This is a genomic window from Streptomyces sp. ADI96-02, from assembly GCF_003846185.1.
Lineage (GTDB): Bacteria > Actinomycetota > Actinomycetes > Streptomycetales > Streptomycetaceae > Streptomyces.
On record NZ_ML123034.1, the window covers coordinates 1,791,766 to 1,811,219 of the forward strand.

General features: G+C 71.2%; 16 protein-coding genes. 4 read left to right on the forward strand and 12 right to left on the reverse strand.

Annotated features, from left to right (window positions below; genetic code table 11):
• Nucleotides 1-437 precede the first annotated feature (437 nt).
• Complete coding sequence (locus tag EES43_RS07875; protein ID WP_206430172.1) at nucleotides 438-1,736, forward strand: coiled-coil domain-containing protein; 1,299 nt, start codon at nucleotides 438-440, stop codon at nucleotides 1,734-1,736.
• Between the two features lie 110 nt (nucleotides 1,737-1,846).
• The gene (locus tag EES43_RS07880; protein ID WP_124268057.1) at nucleotides 1,847-2,077 is read left to right on the forward strand and encodes an FmdB family zinc ribbon protein; all 231 of its coding nucleotides are present in this window, start codon (nucleotides 1,847-1,849) and stop codon (nucleotides 2,075-2,077) included.
• Nucleotides 2,078-2,155: 78 nt separating this feature from the next.
• Here EES43_RS07880 and EES43_RS07885 read toward each other — a convergent pair whose 3' ends face one another.
• The 4 genes from EES43_RS07885 to EES43_RS07900 form a co-directional block, all read right to left on the reverse strand.
• Nucleotides 2,156-2,815 (reverse strand): O-methyltransferase, encoded by a 660-nt coding sequence (locus EES43_RS07885; protein ID WP_124268058.1) that lies wholly within the window; start codon nucleotides 2,813-2,815, stop codon nucleotides 2,156-2,158.
• 91 nt (nucleotides 2,816-2,906) lie between these two features.
• Complete coding sequence (locus EES43_RS07890) at nucleotides 2,907-3,701, reverse strand: HAD family hydrolase (RefSeq protein WP_124271844.1); 795 nt, start codon at nucleotides 3,699-3,701, stop codon at nucleotides 2,907-2,909.
• 149 nt (nucleotides 3,702-3,850) lie between these two features.
• Complete coding sequence (locus EES43_RS07895) at nucleotides 3,851-6,502, reverse strand: phosphoribosyltransferase (RefSeq protein ID WP_124268059.1); 2,652 nt, start codon at nucleotides 6,500-6,502, stop codon at nucleotides 3,851-3,853.
• A 163-nt stretch (nucleotides 6,503-6,665) separates the two neighbouring features.
• Complete coding sequence (locus EES43_RS07900) at nucleotides 6,666-7,838, reverse strand: HpcH/HpaI aldolase/citrate lyase family protein (protein WP_124268060.1); 1,173 nt, start codon at nucleotides 7,836-7,838, stop codon at nucleotides 6,666-6,668.
• 211 nt (nucleotides 7,839-8,049) lie between these two features.
• Between EES43_RS07900 and EES43_RS07905 the strand changes: the two genes are divergently transcribed.
• Complete coding sequence (locus EES43_RS07905) at nucleotides 8,050-9,042, forward strand: TerD family protein (protein WP_124268061.1); 993 nt, start codon at nucleotides 8,050-8,052, stop codon at nucleotides 9,040-9,042.
• A gap of 95 nt (nucleotides 9,043-9,137) precedes the next feature.
• Here the strand turns inward: EES43_RS07905 and EES43_RS07910 are convergent, their stop codons facing one another.
• From EES43_RS07910 to EES43_RS07935, 6 genes are all read right to left on the reverse strand, one after another.
• Nucleotides 9,138-9,857: a TerD family protein gene (locus tag EES43_RS07910; protein ID WP_124268062.1), complete on the reverse strand. Its 720-nt coding sequence runs from the start codon at nucleotides 9,855-9,857 to the stop codon at nucleotides 9,138-9,140.
• A 144-nt stretch (nucleotides 9,858-10,001) separates the two neighbouring features.
• Entirely contained in the window at nucleotides 10,002-11,153 is a 1,152-nt protein-coding gene (locus EES43_RS07915; RefSeq protein WP_124268063.1) for a DUF475 domain-containing protein, read from the reverse strand.
• A gap of 71 nt (nucleotides 11,154-11,224) precedes the next feature.
• Entirely contained in the window at nucleotides 11,225-11,800 is a 576-nt protein-coding gene (locus tag EES43_RS07920) for a TerD family protein (RefSeq protein ID WP_124268064.1), read from the reverse strand.
• A gap of 163 nt (nucleotides 11,801-11,963) precedes the next feature.
• Nucleotides 11,964-12,539 carry a TerD family protein gene (locus EES43_RS07925; protein WP_124268065.1) on the reverse strand — a complete coding sequence of 192 codons (576 nt, stop codon included), beginning with the start codon at nucleotides 12,537-12,539 and terminating at the stop codon, nucleotides 11,964-11,966.
• A 208-nt stretch (nucleotides 12,540-12,747) separates the two neighbouring features.
• Complete coding sequence (locus EES43_RS07930) at nucleotides 12,748-13,212, reverse strand: peroxiredoxin (protein WP_124268066.1); 465 nt, start codon at nucleotides 13,210-13,212, stop codon at nucleotides 12,748-12,750.
• A gap of 156 nt (nucleotides 13,213-13,368) precedes the next feature.
• Nucleotides 13,369-13,806, reverse strand: coding sequence for a DUF3052 domain-containing protein (locus tag EES43_RS07935; protein ID WP_124268067.1), 438 nt, complete (start codon nucleotides 13,804-13,806; stop codon nucleotides 13,369-13,371).
• 509 nt (nucleotides 13,807-14,315) lie between these two features.
• Between EES43_RS07935 and aceE the strand changes: the two genes are divergently transcribed.
• Nucleotides 14,316-17,057, forward strand: a complete 2,742-nt coding sequence (aceE, locus tag EES43_RS07940; RefSeq protein WP_124268068.1) for a pyruvate dehydrogenase (acetyl-transferring), homodimeric type — start codon at nucleotides 14,316-14,318, stop codon at nucleotides 17,055-17,057.
• A gap of 110 nt (nucleotides 17,058-17,167) precedes the next feature.
• Here the strand turns inward: aceE and EES43_RS07945 are convergent, their stop codons facing one another.
• Together EES43_RS07945 and EES43_RS07950 are read right to left on the reverse strand one after the other, a co-directional pair.
• Complete coding sequence (locus tag EES43_RS07945; protein ID WP_124268069.1) at nucleotides 17,168-17,563, reverse strand: peptidase inhibitor family I36 protein; 396 nt, start codon at nucleotides 17,561-17,563, stop codon at nucleotides 17,168-17,170.
• Nucleotides 17,564-17,761: 198 nt separating this feature from the next.
• Nucleotides 17,762-19,381: an MFS transporter gene (locus EES43_RS07950; protein WP_124268070.1), complete on the reverse strand. Its 1,620-nt coding sequence runs from the start codon at nucleotides 19,379-19,381 to the stop codon at nucleotides 17,762-17,764.
• Between the last annotated feature and the right edge of the window lie 73 nt (nucleotides 19,382-19,454).

Here is a 19,454-nt window from a genome sequence, read left to right on the forward strand (position 1 = left end):
CGGGGGCCCCGCCCGCAAACCGTTCCGCGTTCCGCTCAGGGCGGCTTTCGGCTGGTCGGGCCATGTGCCCCGGTCGTCCGCCTGCGGGTCGCCTCGGACAGCCGGTGGCCGCCCGCGCTGAGGACGCCGGCGTGAGGAGCGGCGTCCCGCGCGGCACCGGGCCCTCATGTGGTCGAAGCGCGCAGCGAGACGGCCAAGTCGACGTCCGAAGCGCGAACCAACCGGCCCGTGTGTTCGTCGTTACCTGGTGGGAGAATGTACCGGGCAGGGGCGGAACAGCACGGGAGAGGCATGTGACGGCGACACGCACGCGGCCGAAGGCACGAGCGGGTGGGGGCCCCGCCGTCGAGGGCGTTCCGGGAGTCCGGGGCGGCCGGCGGGCCGACGGGTGGCGGACGCCGCGTGGCGTGCGGGCCGTCGCCGAGGTGGTGGCCCTGGTGCTGCTGCCCGTGCCCCTGCTGGCCGCCGTGCTGCCCGCCGCCTTCGCCGGCGGCGGTGGCACGCGCCGCTGGTTCGGCGGGCGCGGGGAGAACCAGCGCGCCGAGGCCCAGGCGGCGAAGGACGCGGCGGCCGGGGCCTTCTACGAGCTGGACACCGCCCAGCGGGATCTGAAGATCTCCGTCGAAACCATCAGCGCCGTCGACGACTCCCCGCAGGGCCGCCGGGCGGTGGAGGACTTCGCCGCCCTGGGACGCCGGATCGACGAGGTCAGCCACACCTACATCACCGCCGTCGACGCCCACGACCTGGACCGGGACGATCTGGAGCCCTCCGCGGCCGCCGGCGCGCGCGCCGACCTGACCCGGGCCAAGGACGACCTCGTACGGGTCAAGGGCGAGCTGGACCGTTTCGCGCAGGGGCTCGGCCCGCTGCTGGGCAAGGCGGAAACGCAGCTCGCGCGGCTCGCGCCCGCCGTGGAGCGGGCCCGGCAGGCGCTCCTCGCGGCGAGCAACGCCCTCGACTCCGTACGGGCCGCGGGTCTGCGCGCCGACGACCTCGCCGCCCGGCTCGCCGCCCTCGCCCCGGAGCTGACCAAGCTGAACCAGGGCGCGGGCCGCCACGGCGTCGCTGAGACGCTTCAGCGGGCGGATGTGGTGCTGCGCGATGCCGAGGCCGTGCGTGCCGAGGCGGAGCGGCTGCCGGAGCGGGCCGCCGAGATCGACCGCCGGCTGGTGTCCCTGCGGACCCGCGCGCAGGCGCTGACGACCCGCGCAGGCGCGGTGGAGCCGGTCCTCAGCGAGTTGCGGCGGCGCTTCTCGGCCGCCTGCTGGCAGGATCTCCAGCCGGTGCCGGAGCAGGCCCTCGTGAACGTACGGCAGGCCGAGGCCAAGCTCGCGGAGGCCGGGAAGGCGCGCGCGGAGCAGCACTGGGCCGACGCCACGGCGCGGCTCAGCACGGTGCGGGCCCTGCTCAACGCGACCGATGAGGCGGTCTCTGCGGCCGGGGACCGGTTGCAGCGGCTGGACGCGGTGGCGAAGGACCCGCAGCGGGAGATCGAGCGGACCCGGTTCGCCGTGCGGGACGCGCAGCGGCTGGCGATGTCCGGGCGGCAGACGCCCGATCCGCGGCACGCCCGGCCGCTGGACGACTCCGTCGCCCGGCTGGACCGGGCCATCGCCGGTCTGGAGGGCCGGCACCCCGACTACTGGCACTTCCTGACCGAGACCGAGGCCGTGCGGCGGACGGCGGCGCGCGTGGTGTCCGACATCCGCGAGGAGCGCGGCGGCGGCTCCTGATCCTGCCGCGCCCAGCACCTCCAGCACACGCCCCGCCTTCGTACCGCTGTCCCCTTACCGCCGTCCCCGCGCCACTGACGCGGGCCCGCCGCACGGACTAGCCTGAGCCCATGCCTCGCTACGAATTCCGCTGCCGCACCTGCGGCGACACGTTCGAACTCAGCCGTCCCATGGCCCAGTCGTCCGATCCCGCCTCCTGCCCCGCAGGCCACGACGATACCGTCAAACTGCTCTCCACCGTCGCCGTGGGCGGCACCGCCACAGGCTCCGCGCCCGCCCCCTCCTCCGGCGGTGGCGGTGGCGGCGGCGGGGGCTGTTGCGGCGGAGGGTGCTGCGGCTGAGGGGCTGCGGGTGAGGAGCTGCGGGTGAGCGCGCCGACCGGGACGGTCGTCTGCGGCTGAGAGAGCCGTCCGCCGGCGCTACTTCCTACGGGACAGCGTCAGGCCGTCCGCCACCGTCAGCAGCACGCTGTCCATTCGCGCGTCCGCTCCCACGTGGTCGTTGAACTCCTTGATCGCCGCCGCCGGTCCGGTCGCCTCCGGGTCGGTGACGGCTCCGTGGAAGAGCACGTTGTCCACGGCGATCAGGCCGCCGGGGCGCATCCGGGGCACCAGCTCCTCCCAGTAAGCGATGTAGCCGCCCTTGTCCGCGTCCAGGTAGGCGAAGTCGATGTGCGGCTCGGCGGGCATCGCGCGCAGGGTCTCCAGGGCGGGGGCGACGCGCAGGTCGATACGGTCCGCGACGCCCGCCTTCTCCCATGCCTCCTGTCCGTACGCCGTCCACTCCCGCGAGATGTCGCACGCGATCAGCGTGCCGTCGGCGGGCAGCGCCTGGGCCATCGCCAGGGCGCTGAAACCGGTGAACGTGCCGATCTCCACCACGTGGCGGGCGCCGACGAGCCGGACGAGGAAGGCGAGCAGCGGCGCCTGCTCCTCGGCCGACTGCATCCCGGCGTGGTCGGGGAACCGTGCGTACGTGGTCTCCACCAGCTCCCGCTGGACCGGTTCCAGCGGCGGGTTGTGGGCCAGCACGTACGCGTACAGCTCGTCCGTCATCGTGGTGTCGTTGCCCTTGCTCATCCGGCTGCGCTTCCCTCGGTGTCGTGGCGCCGCGTCCGTCGGCCGCGCCGTGGCCCCAGCCTGTCGCAGTGCCGTCCGGCACGCACGGGAATCAGCCGCGTGCCGCCGTGAGGAACCGGCGCAGGATCTCCTCGCCCGCCGCCACGCCCCGCTCCTCCAGCGCCTCGACGTGCGGGGCCCGCCAGTCGTTCTCGGCGAGTTCGCCGTGGCCGGGGCGCCAGCCGAGGTCGGCGGCGAGCAGGAGGTCGGCGTCGAGGAGGGAGTCCCCGGCGGCCAGCGTGCGGGTGGCGCCGGAGCGGCGGGCGACCTCGTTCATCGCGGCGCTCTTGGTCAGCGGGACGGGCACCGCGTAGATCTTGCGGCCCTGGAGGGAGACGGTCCAGCCGCGCGGCTGCGCCCAGACGGCCAGCTCTTTCACCCACTCCTCGGGCAGCAGGGACCGTTCGACGACGAGGTAGGCGAAAAGGTCCTCGGCCACGCGCTCCTTGAGGAGCCACGCCGGATCGGCGGTGGCGGCGAGGTGGGCCTGGATCTCGGCGAGCGGGGCGCACTCGGCGGCGAGCCGGGCGGCGACCCGGTCCTGCCAGTCGCGGTCGGAGACGCCGTCGACCAGGAGGTGCCCGCCGTTGGCGCAGATGGCGTACCGGGGCGCGGGGCCCGGGAGGTTGATGCGGTGGTACTGCTCGCGGGTGCGCGTGGTGGCGGGGACGAAGACGGTGGAGCCGGCCACGTCGGTGAGGAGGGCTGCGGCCGTCTCGGTCAGGTACGACAGGGGCTTGTGCCCGTACACCTCGACGCACAGGAGGCGGGGCGCGTCGGCGTCCGGCATGGGCAGGTGGAGCGCCGCCGCCGAGTAGATCAGGGTGCGGTCGAGGTCGCTCGCCACCAGGGTGACGGGGGTGTCGGTGGAGACCTGCGCGGAGGCGGCCTGCGAGGCGGAGTGCTGCGGGGAGGCGACCTGCGAGGCGGAGAGCTGTGGGGCGGAGAGCTGTGGGGCGGAGTGCTGTGAGGCGGAGTGCTGCGGGGTGGTGGTGTTCACGCGCCCGTCACCGCCCTGCCGTCCGCGCCCGTCGCGCCGCGGGTGAAGCGCGGGTGGATCAGGCCGACACAGCTGTACGGGAGTTCGTCGACCTCTTCGACCGGTACGCCGCGCTGCTCGGCCAGCAGGCGGATGTGGAGCAGGTCCTGGCCCGCGCCGCGCTTCGCGAGGATCTTCCACGGGACCCGGCGCAGCAGGACCCGGGTCGTCTCGCCGACGCCCGGCTTGACCAGGTTGACGTCGTGGATGCCGTACTCCTCGCTGATCCGCTCGACGGCCGCCCAGCCCTCCCAGGTCGGGGCGCGGTCGGCGGTGAGCAGTTCCTTCGCCTCGGCGTCGACGCGGCCGGCCACCTCGCCGAAGTGGGCCGCGACGGCGTCGAGGAAGTCGCCGGAGACGTCCGAACCGGCCAGCTCGCGGTAGAACTTCGCGCCGTGGAAGTCGTCAGGCCCGACCAGGTCGGCGCGCAGGACGGTACGGGAAATGAGGCCGGACACCGTGGAGTTGAGGCAGGCGGAGGGGATCAGGAAGTCCTCGCGGGTGCCGTACGTGCGGACGCAGCCGCCCGGGTCGGCCAGCACCGCGATCTCCGGGTTGAAGCCCGCAGGGCCGCCCGACGCCTCGAACTCGCTGATCGCTGCTGCCAGTTCGCGGGTGATGGCGCCCTTGCCGGTCCAGCCGTCGACGAACACGACATCGGCCGGGTCGTGGTGGGCGGCCAGCCAGCGCAGGGCGGTGGCGTCGATGCCCCGGCCCCGGACGATGGAGATGGCGTAGTGCGGCAGGTCCAGGCCGTGCCGGTGGCGGGCCCACCGGCGCATCAGCACGCCGACGGGCGTCCCGGCGCGGGCGAGCGAGACGAGCACGGGGCGCGGTCCGCGTTCGGCCAGGAGGGTTTCGGTGACGGTGCCGACGGCGCGGGCGATGCGGGCGGCCGAGGTGTCGAGAGCGGCCTGGAACAGGGCCTGGTACTCGGGGCTCGGCTGGTACTCCACGGGCAGCGATTCGGCGTAGTGGGCGCCGCCGCTCTGGATCGCCTCCTCGCGCTCCTCGGTCGGCGCCTCCAGCTCGGTGTCCGAGAGGTCCTGGAGCAGCCAGCCGACGTCTTCGGGTGCGTAGCTGGAGAAGTCGGGGCCTCGAAGGGGCTCGGGCAGCACGGCGGGCTCCTGCCGTCGGGGGGCGGGCGAAGAGGTGCGGGCGGGCGTGTGGGACGGGACGACGGCGAGGAGGACCCGGCCGGTGTGCTCGGCGAGCCGGGCGAGCAGCCCGTCGGGGGCGTGCAGGGCGGGGGTGTCGGCGACCGAGTCGACCACGGCTATCACGGCGTCGAAGCCCGCTCCGGCCACGTTGTACGCGTACCGGTCGCCGGGGCCGTCGGCCGGGTCGTCGTGCGCCGGGAAGACCAGGCGGGTGCGTATCGCGTAGCCGGGATCGTCGACGGCGAGGACCGGGGAGCGGGTGGTGGTGGAGGAGCGGACCTCGGCGTCGGTACGGGCCTCCAGGGCGGTGCCGAGGCGCAGCGGGGCGTACATCAGCTCCTCGAAGCCGAGGACGAGGACGCGGCGGGCCCCGCCCAGCTCTGCCGCCAGCCGGTCCGCCATGGCCGGGAGCGCCGCTTCGAGCGCGGCGCGGTGGGCGGGGGTGAAGCCGTGCCGGCCGCCGTCGGGGACGCCCGCGGGCCACCCCAGGGCTACCCGGCGGACACGCGGGGCGGCCGAGGCCGGGGCCGATGCGGTGGTGGGCCTCTCCTGCGGCGCGGCGGCGGTTGAGCGCGCGCCCTCGGCAGGCCGCCCGGCCTCCCGCGCGGCGACCGGCCCGGCCTCCTGCGCGGCCTTCTCTGCCGCTTTCTCTGCGGCCTTCTCTGCGGCCTTCTCTGCGGTCTTCTCTGCGGCCTTCTGTCCGGCCTCCTCCACGGCGACCAGGGCCCGGCCGCGCTCCAGTACGCCGTCGGGAAGCGTGACCGTGCCGGAGTTGCGGGCCACCAGGTCGACGCGGGCGCCGATCTCGGCCGCGAAGGCCCTCAGGCGTTCGCGGTCGCCGGCCGAGCGCATGTCGACCAGGGCGACGATGACGTACCGCTCGCGCGGTTGCAGGTCGTGCAGCGCGCGGACGGTGTTGAGCACGGTGTTGCCCGTGGAGAACTCGTCGTCGACCAGGACGAGCGGGGCCGTCCCGTCGGCGTCGGCGGCCAGCAGGCCGGGGTCCTCGGGCAGCAGCAGGTGCGTGGTGGCGTGCGAGTGGGCCTCCTCGAAGCCGCCCGCGGGCGCCACGCCGGGCACGGGACGCCGGGTGGAGTGGAGGTAGGGGGCGTCACGCAGGCCGTCCGCGACGGCGTGGCCGAGACCGGTGGCCGTCTCCGCGTAGCCGAGGACCACCGCGCGGCGGGCCGCGTCGGTGCCGAGGAGTTCGCGCACCCGCTCACCGAGGGCGAACCCGGCCCCGTACACGACGGAAGGCCGCTGGGGCACGTGTTTGCCGAGCACGTTCGACACGAGCAGGTGCGCCCGCTTCGGGTTGCGGCGCAGGGCCAGGCCCAGCAGCTCATGGAGCTCCGCGTCCCCCTCCAGCTCGACGCCCAGCCGCTCGGCCACCCAGTCGCCCGACCACACCACGTCCACGGCCTCTTCTCTCCTCGCGCGCCCGCTCATCGTCGCGCGCTCCGTTCACTCATCGTGACGCGTCCAGCTCACTCGTCGCCACGCAACCGGTTCGTCCGGCCTCCGCCGCCTTCGCCTGGCTCCACGCGGTCTCCGCGCGGCTCCGTGCGGCTCCGTGCGGCTCCGTGCGGTCTCCGTGCGTCGGCGCACCCTCTCAGGTCACCAGGCCGGCCGCGAGCAGTTCCACGAAGCCGACGTCCTCCCTCGCCACCCCGAAGACCTCGGCCCGCTGGAGCGTGCGCTCGGCCCAGGCCCGGTGGGGCTTCACCTCGTTCATCTTGTTCGTGTACGCCGAGCGCAGCACCCCGCCGCCCTCGCGGTCCGGCCGCAGGATGTCCTGGGCGTCCGTGAACTCTTCGTGGCTGACCACGGAAAGTGCGTGGACGGGCGCGACGTGCGACGGGTGGATGCAGGTCTTGCCGAGCAGGCCGTTGGCCCGGTCCAGTTCGATCTCGCGCAGCAGGCCGTCCAGGTCGTGCTGGATGAGGGCGGTGCGCAGCTCCTCGGCCCGCCCCTCCAGGAAGGGGCTGTGGCGCAGCTGCGGTTTGAACATGCGCTCCTGGCGGCGGAAGTACTCCCAGACCGGGCCGGTGATCGTGAAGCCCGTGCCGTCCGCGCGGCCCAGCACGTTGACCACGTCGGCGATGACGGATCCGACGATCTGGACGTCGTACGCGGTCATGTCGGGTGCACGGCGCAGGCCGTAGGCCGAGCAGAAGTCGGTGACGCCGAGCCGCAGCGCGAGCACCCGGTCGCGGTACTTGTCGACGGAGCGGGCGATGCCCTGGAGCACTTCCGCGCGGGTTTCGAGGTGGAGAAGCTCGGGCGATTCGAGGACCGGCATGGCGAACAGCCGTCGGCCGCAGGAGGATTCCGCCTCGGTGAGGGCCTCCAGGAAGTGGGCTCCGCGCTCTGCGGTGAATTTGGGAAGTACGAAACCGGACAACATCCGTACGGCGTCGCCGAGCCGGTTCACCAGGTCGGTGATCTGGGCCGGTTCGCGGACCCGGATGAAGAGCAGCGGCACCTCGTCGGCCGCCGTCTCCCGGTCGGCGAGCGCGGTGAACTGCCTGATCAGGTTGGCTTCGGCATCGATCACCTCGGCGTCGTCGATCGAGTCCTCCAGGCAGAGCACCATGGAGACGACTCCGCGCGCCGCCTGCTTCATCACGTCGTCGGCGAGGGCCGGACGGGTGGCCGGGGAGTAGAGCGTGGCGCCCAGGGCGACCGAGAGCAGGCCCGCGGGCGAGTCGGCCCCGAAAGCGCATGGCTCGCGGAAGAACAGGCCCTCGCGGGCAGCGGGCGATAGGTGCCCGAAGTGACGCATGAGTTTCCCCCGAACTGCCTGGCCGGCCGGACAATGCATGGCCGGTAATAGTACGTACGGACGAGTGTCAAGAGTTCCACATGTACATGGATTTCCGGTTACCCAGCCTACGGCGGGTCTCTCCTCGCGGTAGCTTCACGCCTCCGCCGGAGGGCGCGGGACACGGGCCGCGCCGCCCCCACGTTGTCCGCACAGCCTCCCAGCAGGCAGGATGACGGGCATGACGCACACGATGCTGAAGGGCTCGAACGTCCCCGTCGACGCCATGGCCGTGCGGGCGGTGCTGCGCTGGACCCCCGGCGCCGGAGTCCCCGACGTGGACGCCTCCGCCCTGCTTCTCGGGGCCTCGGGCCGTGTGCGGTCCGACGAGGACTTCGTCTTCTACAACCAGCCGCGCCACCCCTCCGGCCTGGTGCGCCGGCTGCCCAAGCGCAGTGTCGCCGAGGGGCTGACCGACACGGTCGAGGCGGACCTCGGCCGGCTGGACGCCTCGGTCGACCAGGTGGTCATCGCCGCCTCCTCCGACGGCGCGGCCTTCCAGAGCGTCCCGGACCTGCGGGTACTCCTCTACGACGCCGCCGCGGCCGACGGCGATCCGCTGGCGGTCTTCGAGGTGCGGCCGGAGACCGGCGAGGAGACGGCGATCATCTGCGGCGAGCTCTACCGCCGCGGTGAGGGCTGGAAGTTCCGGGCGGTCGGGCAGGGCTATCCGACCGGTCTGATCGGGCTGGCGACCGCCTTCGGCATCTCGGTCGACGAGTCGGAGGCCGGAGCCGGAGCCGGAGCCGGAGCCGGAGCCGGAGCCGGAGCCGGATCAGGGGCCGCCGACACAGGTGCCGACGCCGCTGCCGAGGAGCCCACGGCCGTGCGGCCGGTGTCCGGGCCGGGGCCCGCCCTGCCGCCGCGGCCCACCGAGCCGCCTGTCGCCGGCGCTCCCGCCCCCGAATCCCAGGCCACCGTGCAGCACCGCCGGCCCGCCTACGGCTACCCGCCGCCGGTAGCGCCCCCGGGGCCCGCCCCGGCGCCGCCGCAGCCCGCGTACGGCTATCCACCGCCCGCCGCCGCGCCGACCGGGTACGGCTATCCGCAGGCCGCCGCCGCGGGTACCGGGTACGGGTACCCGCAGCCGGCCGCGGCGGCCCCGCACGCCCCCGACCCGCACTTCGTCCTGCCTCCGCAAGGTCCGCAGTTCGTCCGGTCCTGAGGCCGCCGGGCGGCCCGCGGCGGCTGCGGACGCCGTGCCCCCGTGCAGGCCCGCGCCGAGCGCATCGGGGCGTTCAGGTGCGGGACTGGGACTTGTTACCCGCGCCCCCACTGCATGCCGTAGCCGTAGAGCCGGTCCAGCTCCGACTGGAATCCGTAGACGAACTTCACCTCGCGTCGCACGATCAGCTCGCCCTTGACGTTCTCCACGGTGAACACCGCGCAGGAACGGGCCTGCGGCGCGCGCTCGTCCAGTTCGATCTCGATCCGCGGGCCGTTGCCCGGATAGAGCGTGACCTTGGCGTGCGTACGGTCGAACGCGGGCGTCCGGTCGTAGATGTAGACGAAGAACAGCAGCCGCTTGATCTGGTCGCACTGGTCGAGGTTGACGTAGACGGTCTCGCCGGAGGGTGCGCCGAACCGGTCGTCGCCGCTGAGCCGGACGTAGGGCGGGCCGTTCAGATCGCCGATCAGGTTGCCGAGGGGCTGCACGACGCCCTTGGTGCCGTCCATCAACTCGTACATGCAGCCGAGGTCGAGGTCGACGTTGACCATGCCCTGGGTGTGCGCCTGGACGACGTCGGGCTGGAAGAACTTCAGCGGGTTCAACAACCGGCCGCTCTGGCGCGAGCGCCCCTCCAGGTCCGAGGTCCGCATCCGCCAGGAGAGGTTCACCCGGAGGTTGCCCGACAGGGCTCCCTGCTTGTTCAGCGAGACCGTGGCGTTCCGTTTGGACAGCACGATGGCGCTCGACGTGGAATTGCCCGAGTCGAACTGCGCCGCACGCCCCGGCCACAGGCCGTCGAAGAAACCCATCCCAACCCCCACCTGTCCCGCTCTCTGCCCCGCTCCTGCCCGCACATCACCGCGGGGCGGCCACCCGGGCCGGTTCCGGGAGTCCCGGAGAGCCGTCGCCGTGTTGGGCCGCCCCGCAGAGAGCGTTCCTCAATCCCCGCCGGGTCACACCCCGGAGGAGACTTCCGCCTGGGAACCGTGGCTGTCCGCCCCGTCTCCGCCGGCCGCGGCGAGGGCCTTGTTGCGGCGGACCGAGGACCAGAAGGACAGACCGATCAGGACCACGCCGATCAGGCCGGTGATGATCTCGTTGATCTCGTACTGGATGGTGACCAGCAGGATGACGGAGAGCGCGCCGATCGCGTAGTGCGCGCCGTGCTCCAGGTAGACGTAGTCGTCCAACGTGCCCTGCCGCACCAGGTAGACGGTGAGCGAACGGACGTACATCGCTCCTATGCCGAGGCCGAGGGCCATGAGCACGATCTCGTTGGTGATGGCGAACGCGCCGATGACGCCGTCGAAGGAGAACGAGGCGTCCAGGACCTCCAGGTAGAGGAAGAGGAAGAACGCCGCCTTTCCGGCGAGGGCGACACCGGTGACGGGCTTGCCCGTCCGCTTGGCCTCTTCCTCGGCCTCGTGCTCGCGCTCCTCCTCCTGTTCGAGCTTGCCCTCGAAGAATCCGGAGAGCCCGCCGACGACCAGGTACGTGATCAGACCGGCGATGCCGGAGAGCATGACGGTCGACGACTTGTCCACGTGCCCGCCGCCGTGCTGGTGGGCCTGGGTGGCGACGGTCAGGGCGGCGATCAGCAGGACGATCAGCGCGACGCAGACCGACAGCATGTCGACCTTGCCGAGCTTGGCGAGCGGGCGCTCGATCCAGCGCAGCCACTGGATGTCACGGTCCTCGAAGATGAAGTCGAGGAAGATCATCAGGAGGAACATGCCACCGAAGGCGGCGATCGACGGATGGGCGTCCGTGACCAGTTCCTTGTACTTGTCGGGATCGTTGAAGGAGAGGTCGATGGCCTCGATGGGCCCGAGCTGTGCGCTCACGGCCACGATCACGACGGGGAACACCAGTCGCATACCGAAGACGGCGATGAGGATGCCGATGGTGAGGAAGATCTTCTGCCAGAAGGCGTTCATCTTCTTCAGGATTCCGGCGTTGATCACCGCGTTGTCGAAGGACAGCGAGATCTCCAGGACCGACAGGATCGCGACGATACCGAAGGCCTGCCACCCCCCGTAGAGAACCGCTGCGACCAGGCCGAGCGCGGTGACCGCGAACGACCAGCCGAAGGTTTTCAGAACCACTGGCTACCCCATCGTCTTTATGTAAGGGTCTCCCCCGGTGTGTACGGGGCTCCCCCGCGCCGAGCGCGGCGTTACGAAACGTTGACGCCGAAGTCTAGAGCGATGCCCCGCAGACCTGACGCGTACCCCTGTCCGACCGCTCGGAACTTCCATTCGCCCTGGTAGCGGTAGAGCTCGCCGAAGATCATGGCCGTCTCCGTCGAGGCGTCCTCGCTCAGGTCGTAGCGGGCCAACTCCTGGCCGTCGGCCTGGTTGACCACGCGGATGAAGGCGTTGCTGACCTGACCGAACGCCTGGCCCCGGTTGTCGGCGTCATGGATGGAGACCGGAAAGACGATCTTGTCGCAGTGGGCGGGCACCTGGTCGAGTCGGACGATGACGGACTCGTCGTCGCCGTCTCCCGCGCCCGTGAGGTTGTCGCCGGTGTGCTCGACGGAGCCGTCCGGGCTGGTGAGGTTGTTGTAGAAGACGAACCACTCGTCGCCCAGCACCCGGCCCGACCCGCACAGCAGCGCGCTGGCGTCGAGGTCGAAGTCGGCTCCGGTGGTGGAGCGCGCGTCCCAGCCGAGCCCGACCAGTACCTGGGTGAGGTCGGGTGCGGCCTTGGAGAGGGAGACGTTGCCTCCCTTGGCGAGCGTGACGCCCATGTGTGTCCTCCCCGTGTCGTGTCAAACCCGTGTCGTGCGGAAACGCAGCCGGGCGCCTTCGACGCCCGTGCTCGGACGTCGAAGGCGCCCGGTCGAGCGCGTCCGGCGCCGCACAGATGCGGCGCCGGGCGTGGTGGAGCGAGTGGGCGCGCGAGGCGCCCGGTCAGACGTTGACGCCGAAGTCCTGGGCGATGCCGCGCAGGCCGGAGGCGTAGCCCTGGCCGATGGCGCGGAACTTCCACTCGGCGCCGTTGCGGTAGAGCTCGCCGAAGACCATCGCGGTCTCCGTCGAGGCGTCCTCGCTCAGGTCGTAGCGGGCCAGCTCCTGGCCGTCGGCCTGGTTGACCACGCGGATGTACGCGTTGCGGACCTGACCGAAGCTCTGCTGGCGGCTCTCGGCCTCGTAGATCGAGACCGGGAAGACGATCTTGTCGACGTCGGCCGGGACGCCGGCGAGGTTCACCTTGATGACCTCGTCGTCGCCCTCGCCCTCACCGGTGAGGTTGTCGCCGGTGTGCTCGACGGAGCCGTCCGGGCTCTTGAGGTTGTTGAAGAAGACGAAGTTGCCGTCGCTGCCGACCTTGCCCTCGGCGTTCGTCAGCAGCGCGCTGGCGTCGAGGTCGAAGTCACCACCGGTGGTGGTGCGGGCGTCCCAGCCCAGACCCACGATGACCGCGGTCAGGTTGGGCGCGGCCTTGGTCAGCGAGACGTTGCCGCCCTTGCTGAGGCTGACTCCCACGAGTCCTCCATAAGTTTCCAGGGGCCGGCGGATACCAGCGTCCCCATCGTTCGTCGGTATCGGATCAACGATTCGATCCTAGTGACCGGTTCCCGGCCAAAACAGGCTTTTGGCCGGGCGTCGCCGGGAGATCGACCGGATCCGGGAAGCGGACCCGCCCGGTCCGGGCAGCCCGCGCCGTCCTGGCCCGAAGCCCCGGACCGGCCGGTCAGAGCGCTTCGAGGGCCTTGACGTAGTCGTTGAGGTCGCGGGCGTCCGGCAGGCCGTTGACGACGCTCCAGCGGACCACGCCGGTCCGGTCGATGACGAAGGTGCCGCGCACCGCGCAGCCCTTGTCCTCGTCGAAGACGCCGTAGGCGCGCGAGGTCTCCCCGTGCGGCCAGAAGTCCGAGAGCAGCGGGTACTCCAGCCCCTCCTGCTCGCCGAAGACCCGCAGGGTGGGGACGGAGTCGTTGGAGACGGCGAGCAGTTGCGTGCCGGCGTTCTCGAAGCGGGGCAGCTCGTCGCGGAGCGCGCACAGCTCGCCGGTGCAGACGCCGGTGAAGGCGAACGGGTAGAAGACCAGCACGACGTTCTTGCCGTCGGGGCCCCGGAAGTCCGAGAGCCTCACGGTGCGGCCGTGGTTGTCCTTCAGTTCGAAATCCGGGGCTTCGGCGCCGACCTCGATCGTCATGGAACACGCATCCCTTCGCCAGTCTCCGTTGTCCCGGTCCGGTCCGCCGGGTGGCACCCAGCCTACGCAGCGGTCGCGGGCCGCCCGGCGCGGGGCGTACGAAGGCCCCCGGCGACGGGTGGACGTCGGACGGGGGCCCCGGATGGTGAGAGTGGTTCAGCGCTTGGCCTTGGCCCCCTTGGGGGTGACCAGACGGCTGCCCGTCCAGTCCTTGCCCGCGCTGATGCTCTTGGTCTGGGCGAGACCGGCTGTCTGGGCAGCCTCGTTGATGTCGCTCGGTTCGACGTAGCCGTCACGGCCGGTCTTCGGCGTCATCAGCCAGACCGTGCCGCCGTCCTCGATCAGACCAATGGCATCCACCAGCGCGTCCGTAAGGTCGCCGTCCTCGTCGCGGAACCAGAGCAGGACGACGTCGGCGACGTCGTCGTAGTCCTCGTCGACGAGATCCTGGCCGGTAGTGGCCTCAATGCCCTCACGGAGCTCCAGCTCGACGTCGTCGTCGTAGCCGATCTCCTGGACCACCTGTCCGGGTTCGAACCCCAGGCGTGCTGCCGGGTTGGTCCGCTCCTCCGCGTGGTCCGCGGTCGCGCTCACGGGTTGCCTCCTGATCATGTTTCGGAAAATGCTTCAGCCACGCGCGTACGCGGGGCGTTGGCCGTAGTCCACACGGGCTCGGCGAATCGCGCAAGTACCCAGCGTGCGAGACCGCCTAAACGGTGACGTTCCCTGCCACGTCGCCGCAAGCTCCGGCATGTCTCCTCAGAGGTTCGCTCCGGTCACCCCATAGGGCTTCGCGTCGGTCACCCCATCCGTTTACGTCCTTCCTCAGCTTATGCCGTTTCGCTCCGCCAATCGGAGTCGAACAGCCTTTGGGAACGCTTGGACGCCTTGGGCGTAAGGTTGCGGTTTGCCCGTACCCAGCCGCGTACCGCCCACACCCGCGCTCCGGAGGAGACTTTGCGCATCTCAGGGGTTACCGAGGGGTAGAGATGACGTTCGGGCCTTCGCGGTAGCACGATGGAGACGGTGCACACACCGATGACCCGGGGGTACGTTCCCCGTAACAGGCCCCGTAGAGCACCACCGAACAGCGAAGGAACAGTGTGGCTTCCGGATCCGATCGCAACCCGATCATCATTGGCGGCCTTCCGAGCCAGGTCCCGGATTTCGATCCCGAGGAGACCCGCGAATGGCTCGACTCCCTCGACGCCGCCGTCGACGAGCGCGGCCGTGAGCGGGCCCGCTACCTGATGCTCCGGCTCATCGAGCGCGCGCGGGAGAAGCGCGTGGCGGTGCCGGAGATGCGCAGCACGGACTACGTGAACACGATCGCCACGAAGGACGAGCCGTTCTTCCCCGGCGACGAGGAGATCGAACGCAAGGTCCTCAACGCGACCCGCTGGAACGCCGCGGTGATGGTCTCGCGCGCCCAGCGGCCCGGGATCGGCGTCGGCGGCCACATCGCCACCTTCGCGTCGTCCGCCTCGCTCTACGACGTCGGCTTCAACCACTTCTTCCGGGGCAAGGACCGGGGCGACGGCGGCGACCAGATCTTCTTCCAGGGGCACGCCTCCCCGGGCATCTACGCCCGCGCCTTCCTGCTGGACCGGCTGAGCGAGGCCCAGCTGGACGCCTTCCGCCAGGAGAAGTCGAAGGCCCCGAACGGGCTGTCCAGCTATCCGCACCCGCGGCTGATGCCGGACTTCTGGGAGTTCCCGACGGTCTCCATGGGCCTCGGCCCGCTCGGCGCCATCTACCAGGCCCGGATGAACCGCTACATGGAGGCGCGCGGCATCGCCGACACCTCCGCGTCGCACGTCTGGGCCTACCTGGGCGACGGCGAGATGGACGAGCCGGAGTCGCTGGGCCAGCTGTCCATCGCCGCCCGCGAGGGCCTGGACAACCTGACCTTCGTCGTCAACTGCAACCTCCAGCGCCTGGACGGGCCGGTACGCGGCAACGGCAAGATCATCCAGGAGCTGGAGTCGCAGTTCCGGGGCGCCGGCTGGAACGTCATCAAGCTGGTCTGGGACCGCTCCTGGGATCCGCTGCTGGCGCAGGACCGCACGGGCATCCTGGTCAACCGGCTGAACACCACGCCGGACGGGCAGTTCCAGACGTACGCCACCGAGACCGGCGCGTACATCCGCGAGCACTTCTTCGGTGACGACCCGCGGCTGCGCGAGATGGTCAAGGACATGTCCGACCAGCAGATCCTGCACCTGGGACGCGGCGGTCACGACCACCGCAAGGTGTACGCGGCCTACGCGGCGGCCAAGGCGCACAAGGGCCAGCCGACGGTGATCCTCGCGCAGACGGTCAAGGGCTGGACGCTCGGCCCGAACTTCGAGGGCCGCAACGCCACGCACCAGATGAAGAAGCTCACGGTCGAGGACCTGAAGCGGTTCCGCGACCGGCTGCACATCCCGATCACCGACAAGCAGCTGGACGAGGGCTATCCGCCCTACTACCACCCGGGCCGCGACTCGGAGGAGATCCAGTACATGCACGACCGCCGCGAGAGTCTGGGCGGTTACGTCCCGACGCGCGTGGTGCGGGCGAAGCCGCTGCCGCAGCCCGACGACAAGACGTACGCGGCTGCGAAGAAGGGTTCGGGCCAGCAGTCGATCGCCACGACCATGGCGTTCGTCCGCATCCTGAAGGACCTCATGCGGGACAAGGAGATCGGCAAGCGTTTCGTGCTGATCGCGCCCGACGAGTACCGCACCTTCGGCATGGACGCCTTCTTCCCGAGTGCGAAGATCTACAACCCGCTCGGTCAGCAGTACGAGGCGGTCGACCGGGAGCTGCTGCTCGCGTACAAGGAGTCGCCGACCGGCCAGATGCTGCACGACGGCATCTCCGAGGCCGGCTGCACGGCCTCGCTGATCGCGGCCGGCTCGGCGTACGCGACGCACGGCGAGCCGCTGATCCCGGTGTACGTCTTCTACTCGATGTTCGGGTTCCAGCGCACCGGCGACCAGTTCTGGCAGATGGCCGACCAGCTCGCGCGGGGCTTCGTGCTGGGCGCGACCGCCGGGCGCACGACGCTGACCGGCGAGGGCCTTCAGCACGCGGACGGCCACTCGCAGCTGCTCGCCTCGACGAACCCGGGCTGTGTCGCGTACGACCCGGCCTACGGCTTCGAGATCGCGCACATCGTCAAGGACGGTCTGCGCCGGATGTACGGCGGGACGCCCGAGGAGAACGAGGACGTCTTCTACTACCTCACCGTCTACAACGAGCCGATCCAGCACCCGGCCGAGCCGGCGGACGTGGACGTCGAGGGCATCCTCAAGGGCATCCACCGCTTCAGCACCGGCGAGAAGGGCGAGATCCCGGCCCAGATCATGGCGTCCGGCGTCGCGGTCCCGTGGGCGCTGGAAGCGCAGCGCATCCTCGCCGAGGAGTGGAACGTGAGGGCGGACGTCTGGTCGGCGACCTCCTGGAACGAGCTGCGGCGCGAGGCCGTGGACGTGGAGCGGCACAACCTGCTGCACCCGGAGGAGGAGCAGCGCGTGCCGTACGTGACGCGCAAACTCGACGGAGCGCAGGGGCCGTTCGTGGCGGTCTCGGACTGGATGCGTTCGGTGCCGGACCAGATCGCGCGCTGGGTGCCCGGTCCGTACCAGTCGCTGGGCGCGGACGGCTTCGGCTTCGCCGACACCCGTGGCGCGGCCCGCCGCTTCTTCCACATCGACGCGCAGTCGATCGTGCTGGCGGTGCTCACCGAGCTGGCGAAGGAGGGCAAGGTCGACCGGTCGGCGCTGAAGACGGCGGTGGACCGCTACGACCTCCTGGACGTGACCGCGGCCGACCCGGGCGCGGCGGGCGGCGACGCGTAACGCGGATCGGCGGGCGTCCGGCGGTTGCCCGGCGGGCGTTCGAGGGACGAAGGGCGGCGGGGCCGGTGGCTCCGCCGCCCTTCGGCGTCCGCCGGGTGCGCGGCGGGCCGTCAGTTCTCCCAGATCTTGAAGGCCCGCACCTGGTACGGCGAGCGGGGCACCCAGGCCCCGCTGCCCGGGTACGTCTCGAACTCGCCGGTCTCGGCGCATTCGGCGGACTGGTAGGTGGTGACGGGCCGGCCGGTGCGGTTGGCGAGGGACTGGGCGTCGCCGCCCCGGGGCAGCGGGACGCAGCTCTCGATGTCGACGGTGGAGAGTTCGTGGGTCTGCCGTACTCCGGTGAAGTCGGGCTTCTTCCAGAGGCAGAGCCGACCCGCCTCACAGGCCCCGAGGCGGATGTCGGACGGCTTCCGGGCCGCCGCGGCGGCCCGGTCCGGGGCCAGGGCGGTGGCGGACGGGACGAGCGCCGTCATGGCCAGGGCGGCGACGAGAACGGTCGTACGCATGGTGGATCAACCCCCGTGGTGGTGCTGTGCTGTCCCGCCCACCCTGACCCGCTCCTCGGCGCCGGGAGAAGAGGTGTCCGGGGCGCACCACCCTGATAGGCGACAGCCCCGCCGAAAGGGTTCGGCGGGGCTGTGGCGTGCGTGGTGTTGACGTTCTCGACCGGGTGGGGCGGGCCGGTGCCGGGCCCGCCCCGCCGGTCAGATGTGGCCCATCCCGGCGCCCGCCTCGGCGTTCTCGCCGCGCTTGGTGAGGGTGGCGACCAGGGCGGCCACCACGGCGACTATGCCCGCCACGGTGAAGGCCAGGCCCATACCGGACGTGAACGTGTCGTGGATGACTCCGCCGATGCGGTCGATGACGTCCGGCGTCATGCCGGGCGCCTTGGAGAGCGAGTCGACCGGGACCATGCCGAACTCGGCGGCCTCCTCCAGGGCCGGGTCGGGCTTGCCGGGCAGGCCCGCGCTCGCCCAGTTGCCCGCGAAGTCGGAGCTGACCTTGGAGGACATGACCGCGCCGAGGACGGCGGTGCCGAGTGCGCCGCCGACCTGCATCGCGGCCTGCTGGAGACCGCCGGCGACACCGGAGAGCTCCATGGGCGCGTTGCCGACGATGACCTCGGTCGCACCGACCATGACCGGGGCGAGGCCGCAGCCGAGCAGCGCGAACCAGAGGGACATGGCGAAGGCGCCGGTGCTCTCGCTGAGCGTGGTCATGCCGAACATCGCGACGGCCGTGAAGACCATGCCGCCGACCAGCGGGACGCGCGGGCCGAACTTGGTGATGAGCACACCGGCCACCGGCGAGGAGACGATCATCATCGCGGTGAGCGGCAGCAGGTGCAGACCGCTCTCGACCGGGCTCATGCCGTGGACGCCCTGGAGGAAGAACGTCACGAAGAAGAGGCCGCCCATGAAGGCGAAGGCCATGAGGACCATGAGGACGGCACCGGCCGTCAACGGGATGGAGCGGAACATCCCGAGCGGAACGAGCGGTTCCTTGACCTTGGTCTCCCAGAAGCCGAAGGCGACGAAGAGCACCGCCGCCAGGCCGAGCCAGGCCCAGGTGCGGCCGTCGCCCCAGCCCCAGGACTCGCCGGCCTTGATGATGCCCCAGATGAGGGAGAACATCGCGCCGGAGAGCATGACGATGCCGAGGACGTCGAAGGAGCGCGGCGCGTTGGCGGCGCGGTGGTCCTTGAGGATCACCAGACCGAAGACGAGCGCGATGACGCCGACCGGCACGTTGATGAAGAAGACGGACTGCCAGCTCACGTGCTCGACGAGCAGACCGCCGACGATGGGGCCGCCGGCCGTGGAGGCGCCGATGACCATGCCCCAGATGCCGATCGCCATGTTCAGCTTCTCGGCGGGGAACGTGGCGCGCAGCAGGCCGAGCGCGGCCGGCATGAGCAGTGCGCCGAACAGGCCCTGGAGCACGCGGAAGAGGATGACCAGCGTGATCTCGCTGGAGAGGCCGATCGCGCAGGAGGCGAGGGCGAAGCCCGCGATGCCGATCAGGAAGGTCTGGCGGTGGCCGAACCGGTCGCCGAGCTTGCCCGCCGTGATCAGGGCGACGGCGAGCGCGAGCAGGTAGCCGTTGGTGATCCACTGGACGTCGGCGAGCGAGGCGCCGAGGTCCTTCTGGATCGCGGGGTTCGCGATGGCGACGATCGTGCCGTCCAGTGCGACCATCATCACGCCGATGGCGACGGAGAAGAGGGTCAGCCAGGGGTGGCCGCGGAGCCCCTTGGCCGGGGCGGGTACAACGCTGTCTTCGGGCTCCCGCGGCGCCTTCTCGACGGTAGTCTGACTTTTCATACGGCCAGACTAATGACAGTAGCTGACATTTGACAAACACATTCACAAGACAGTAACTGTCATGTAGCTCACA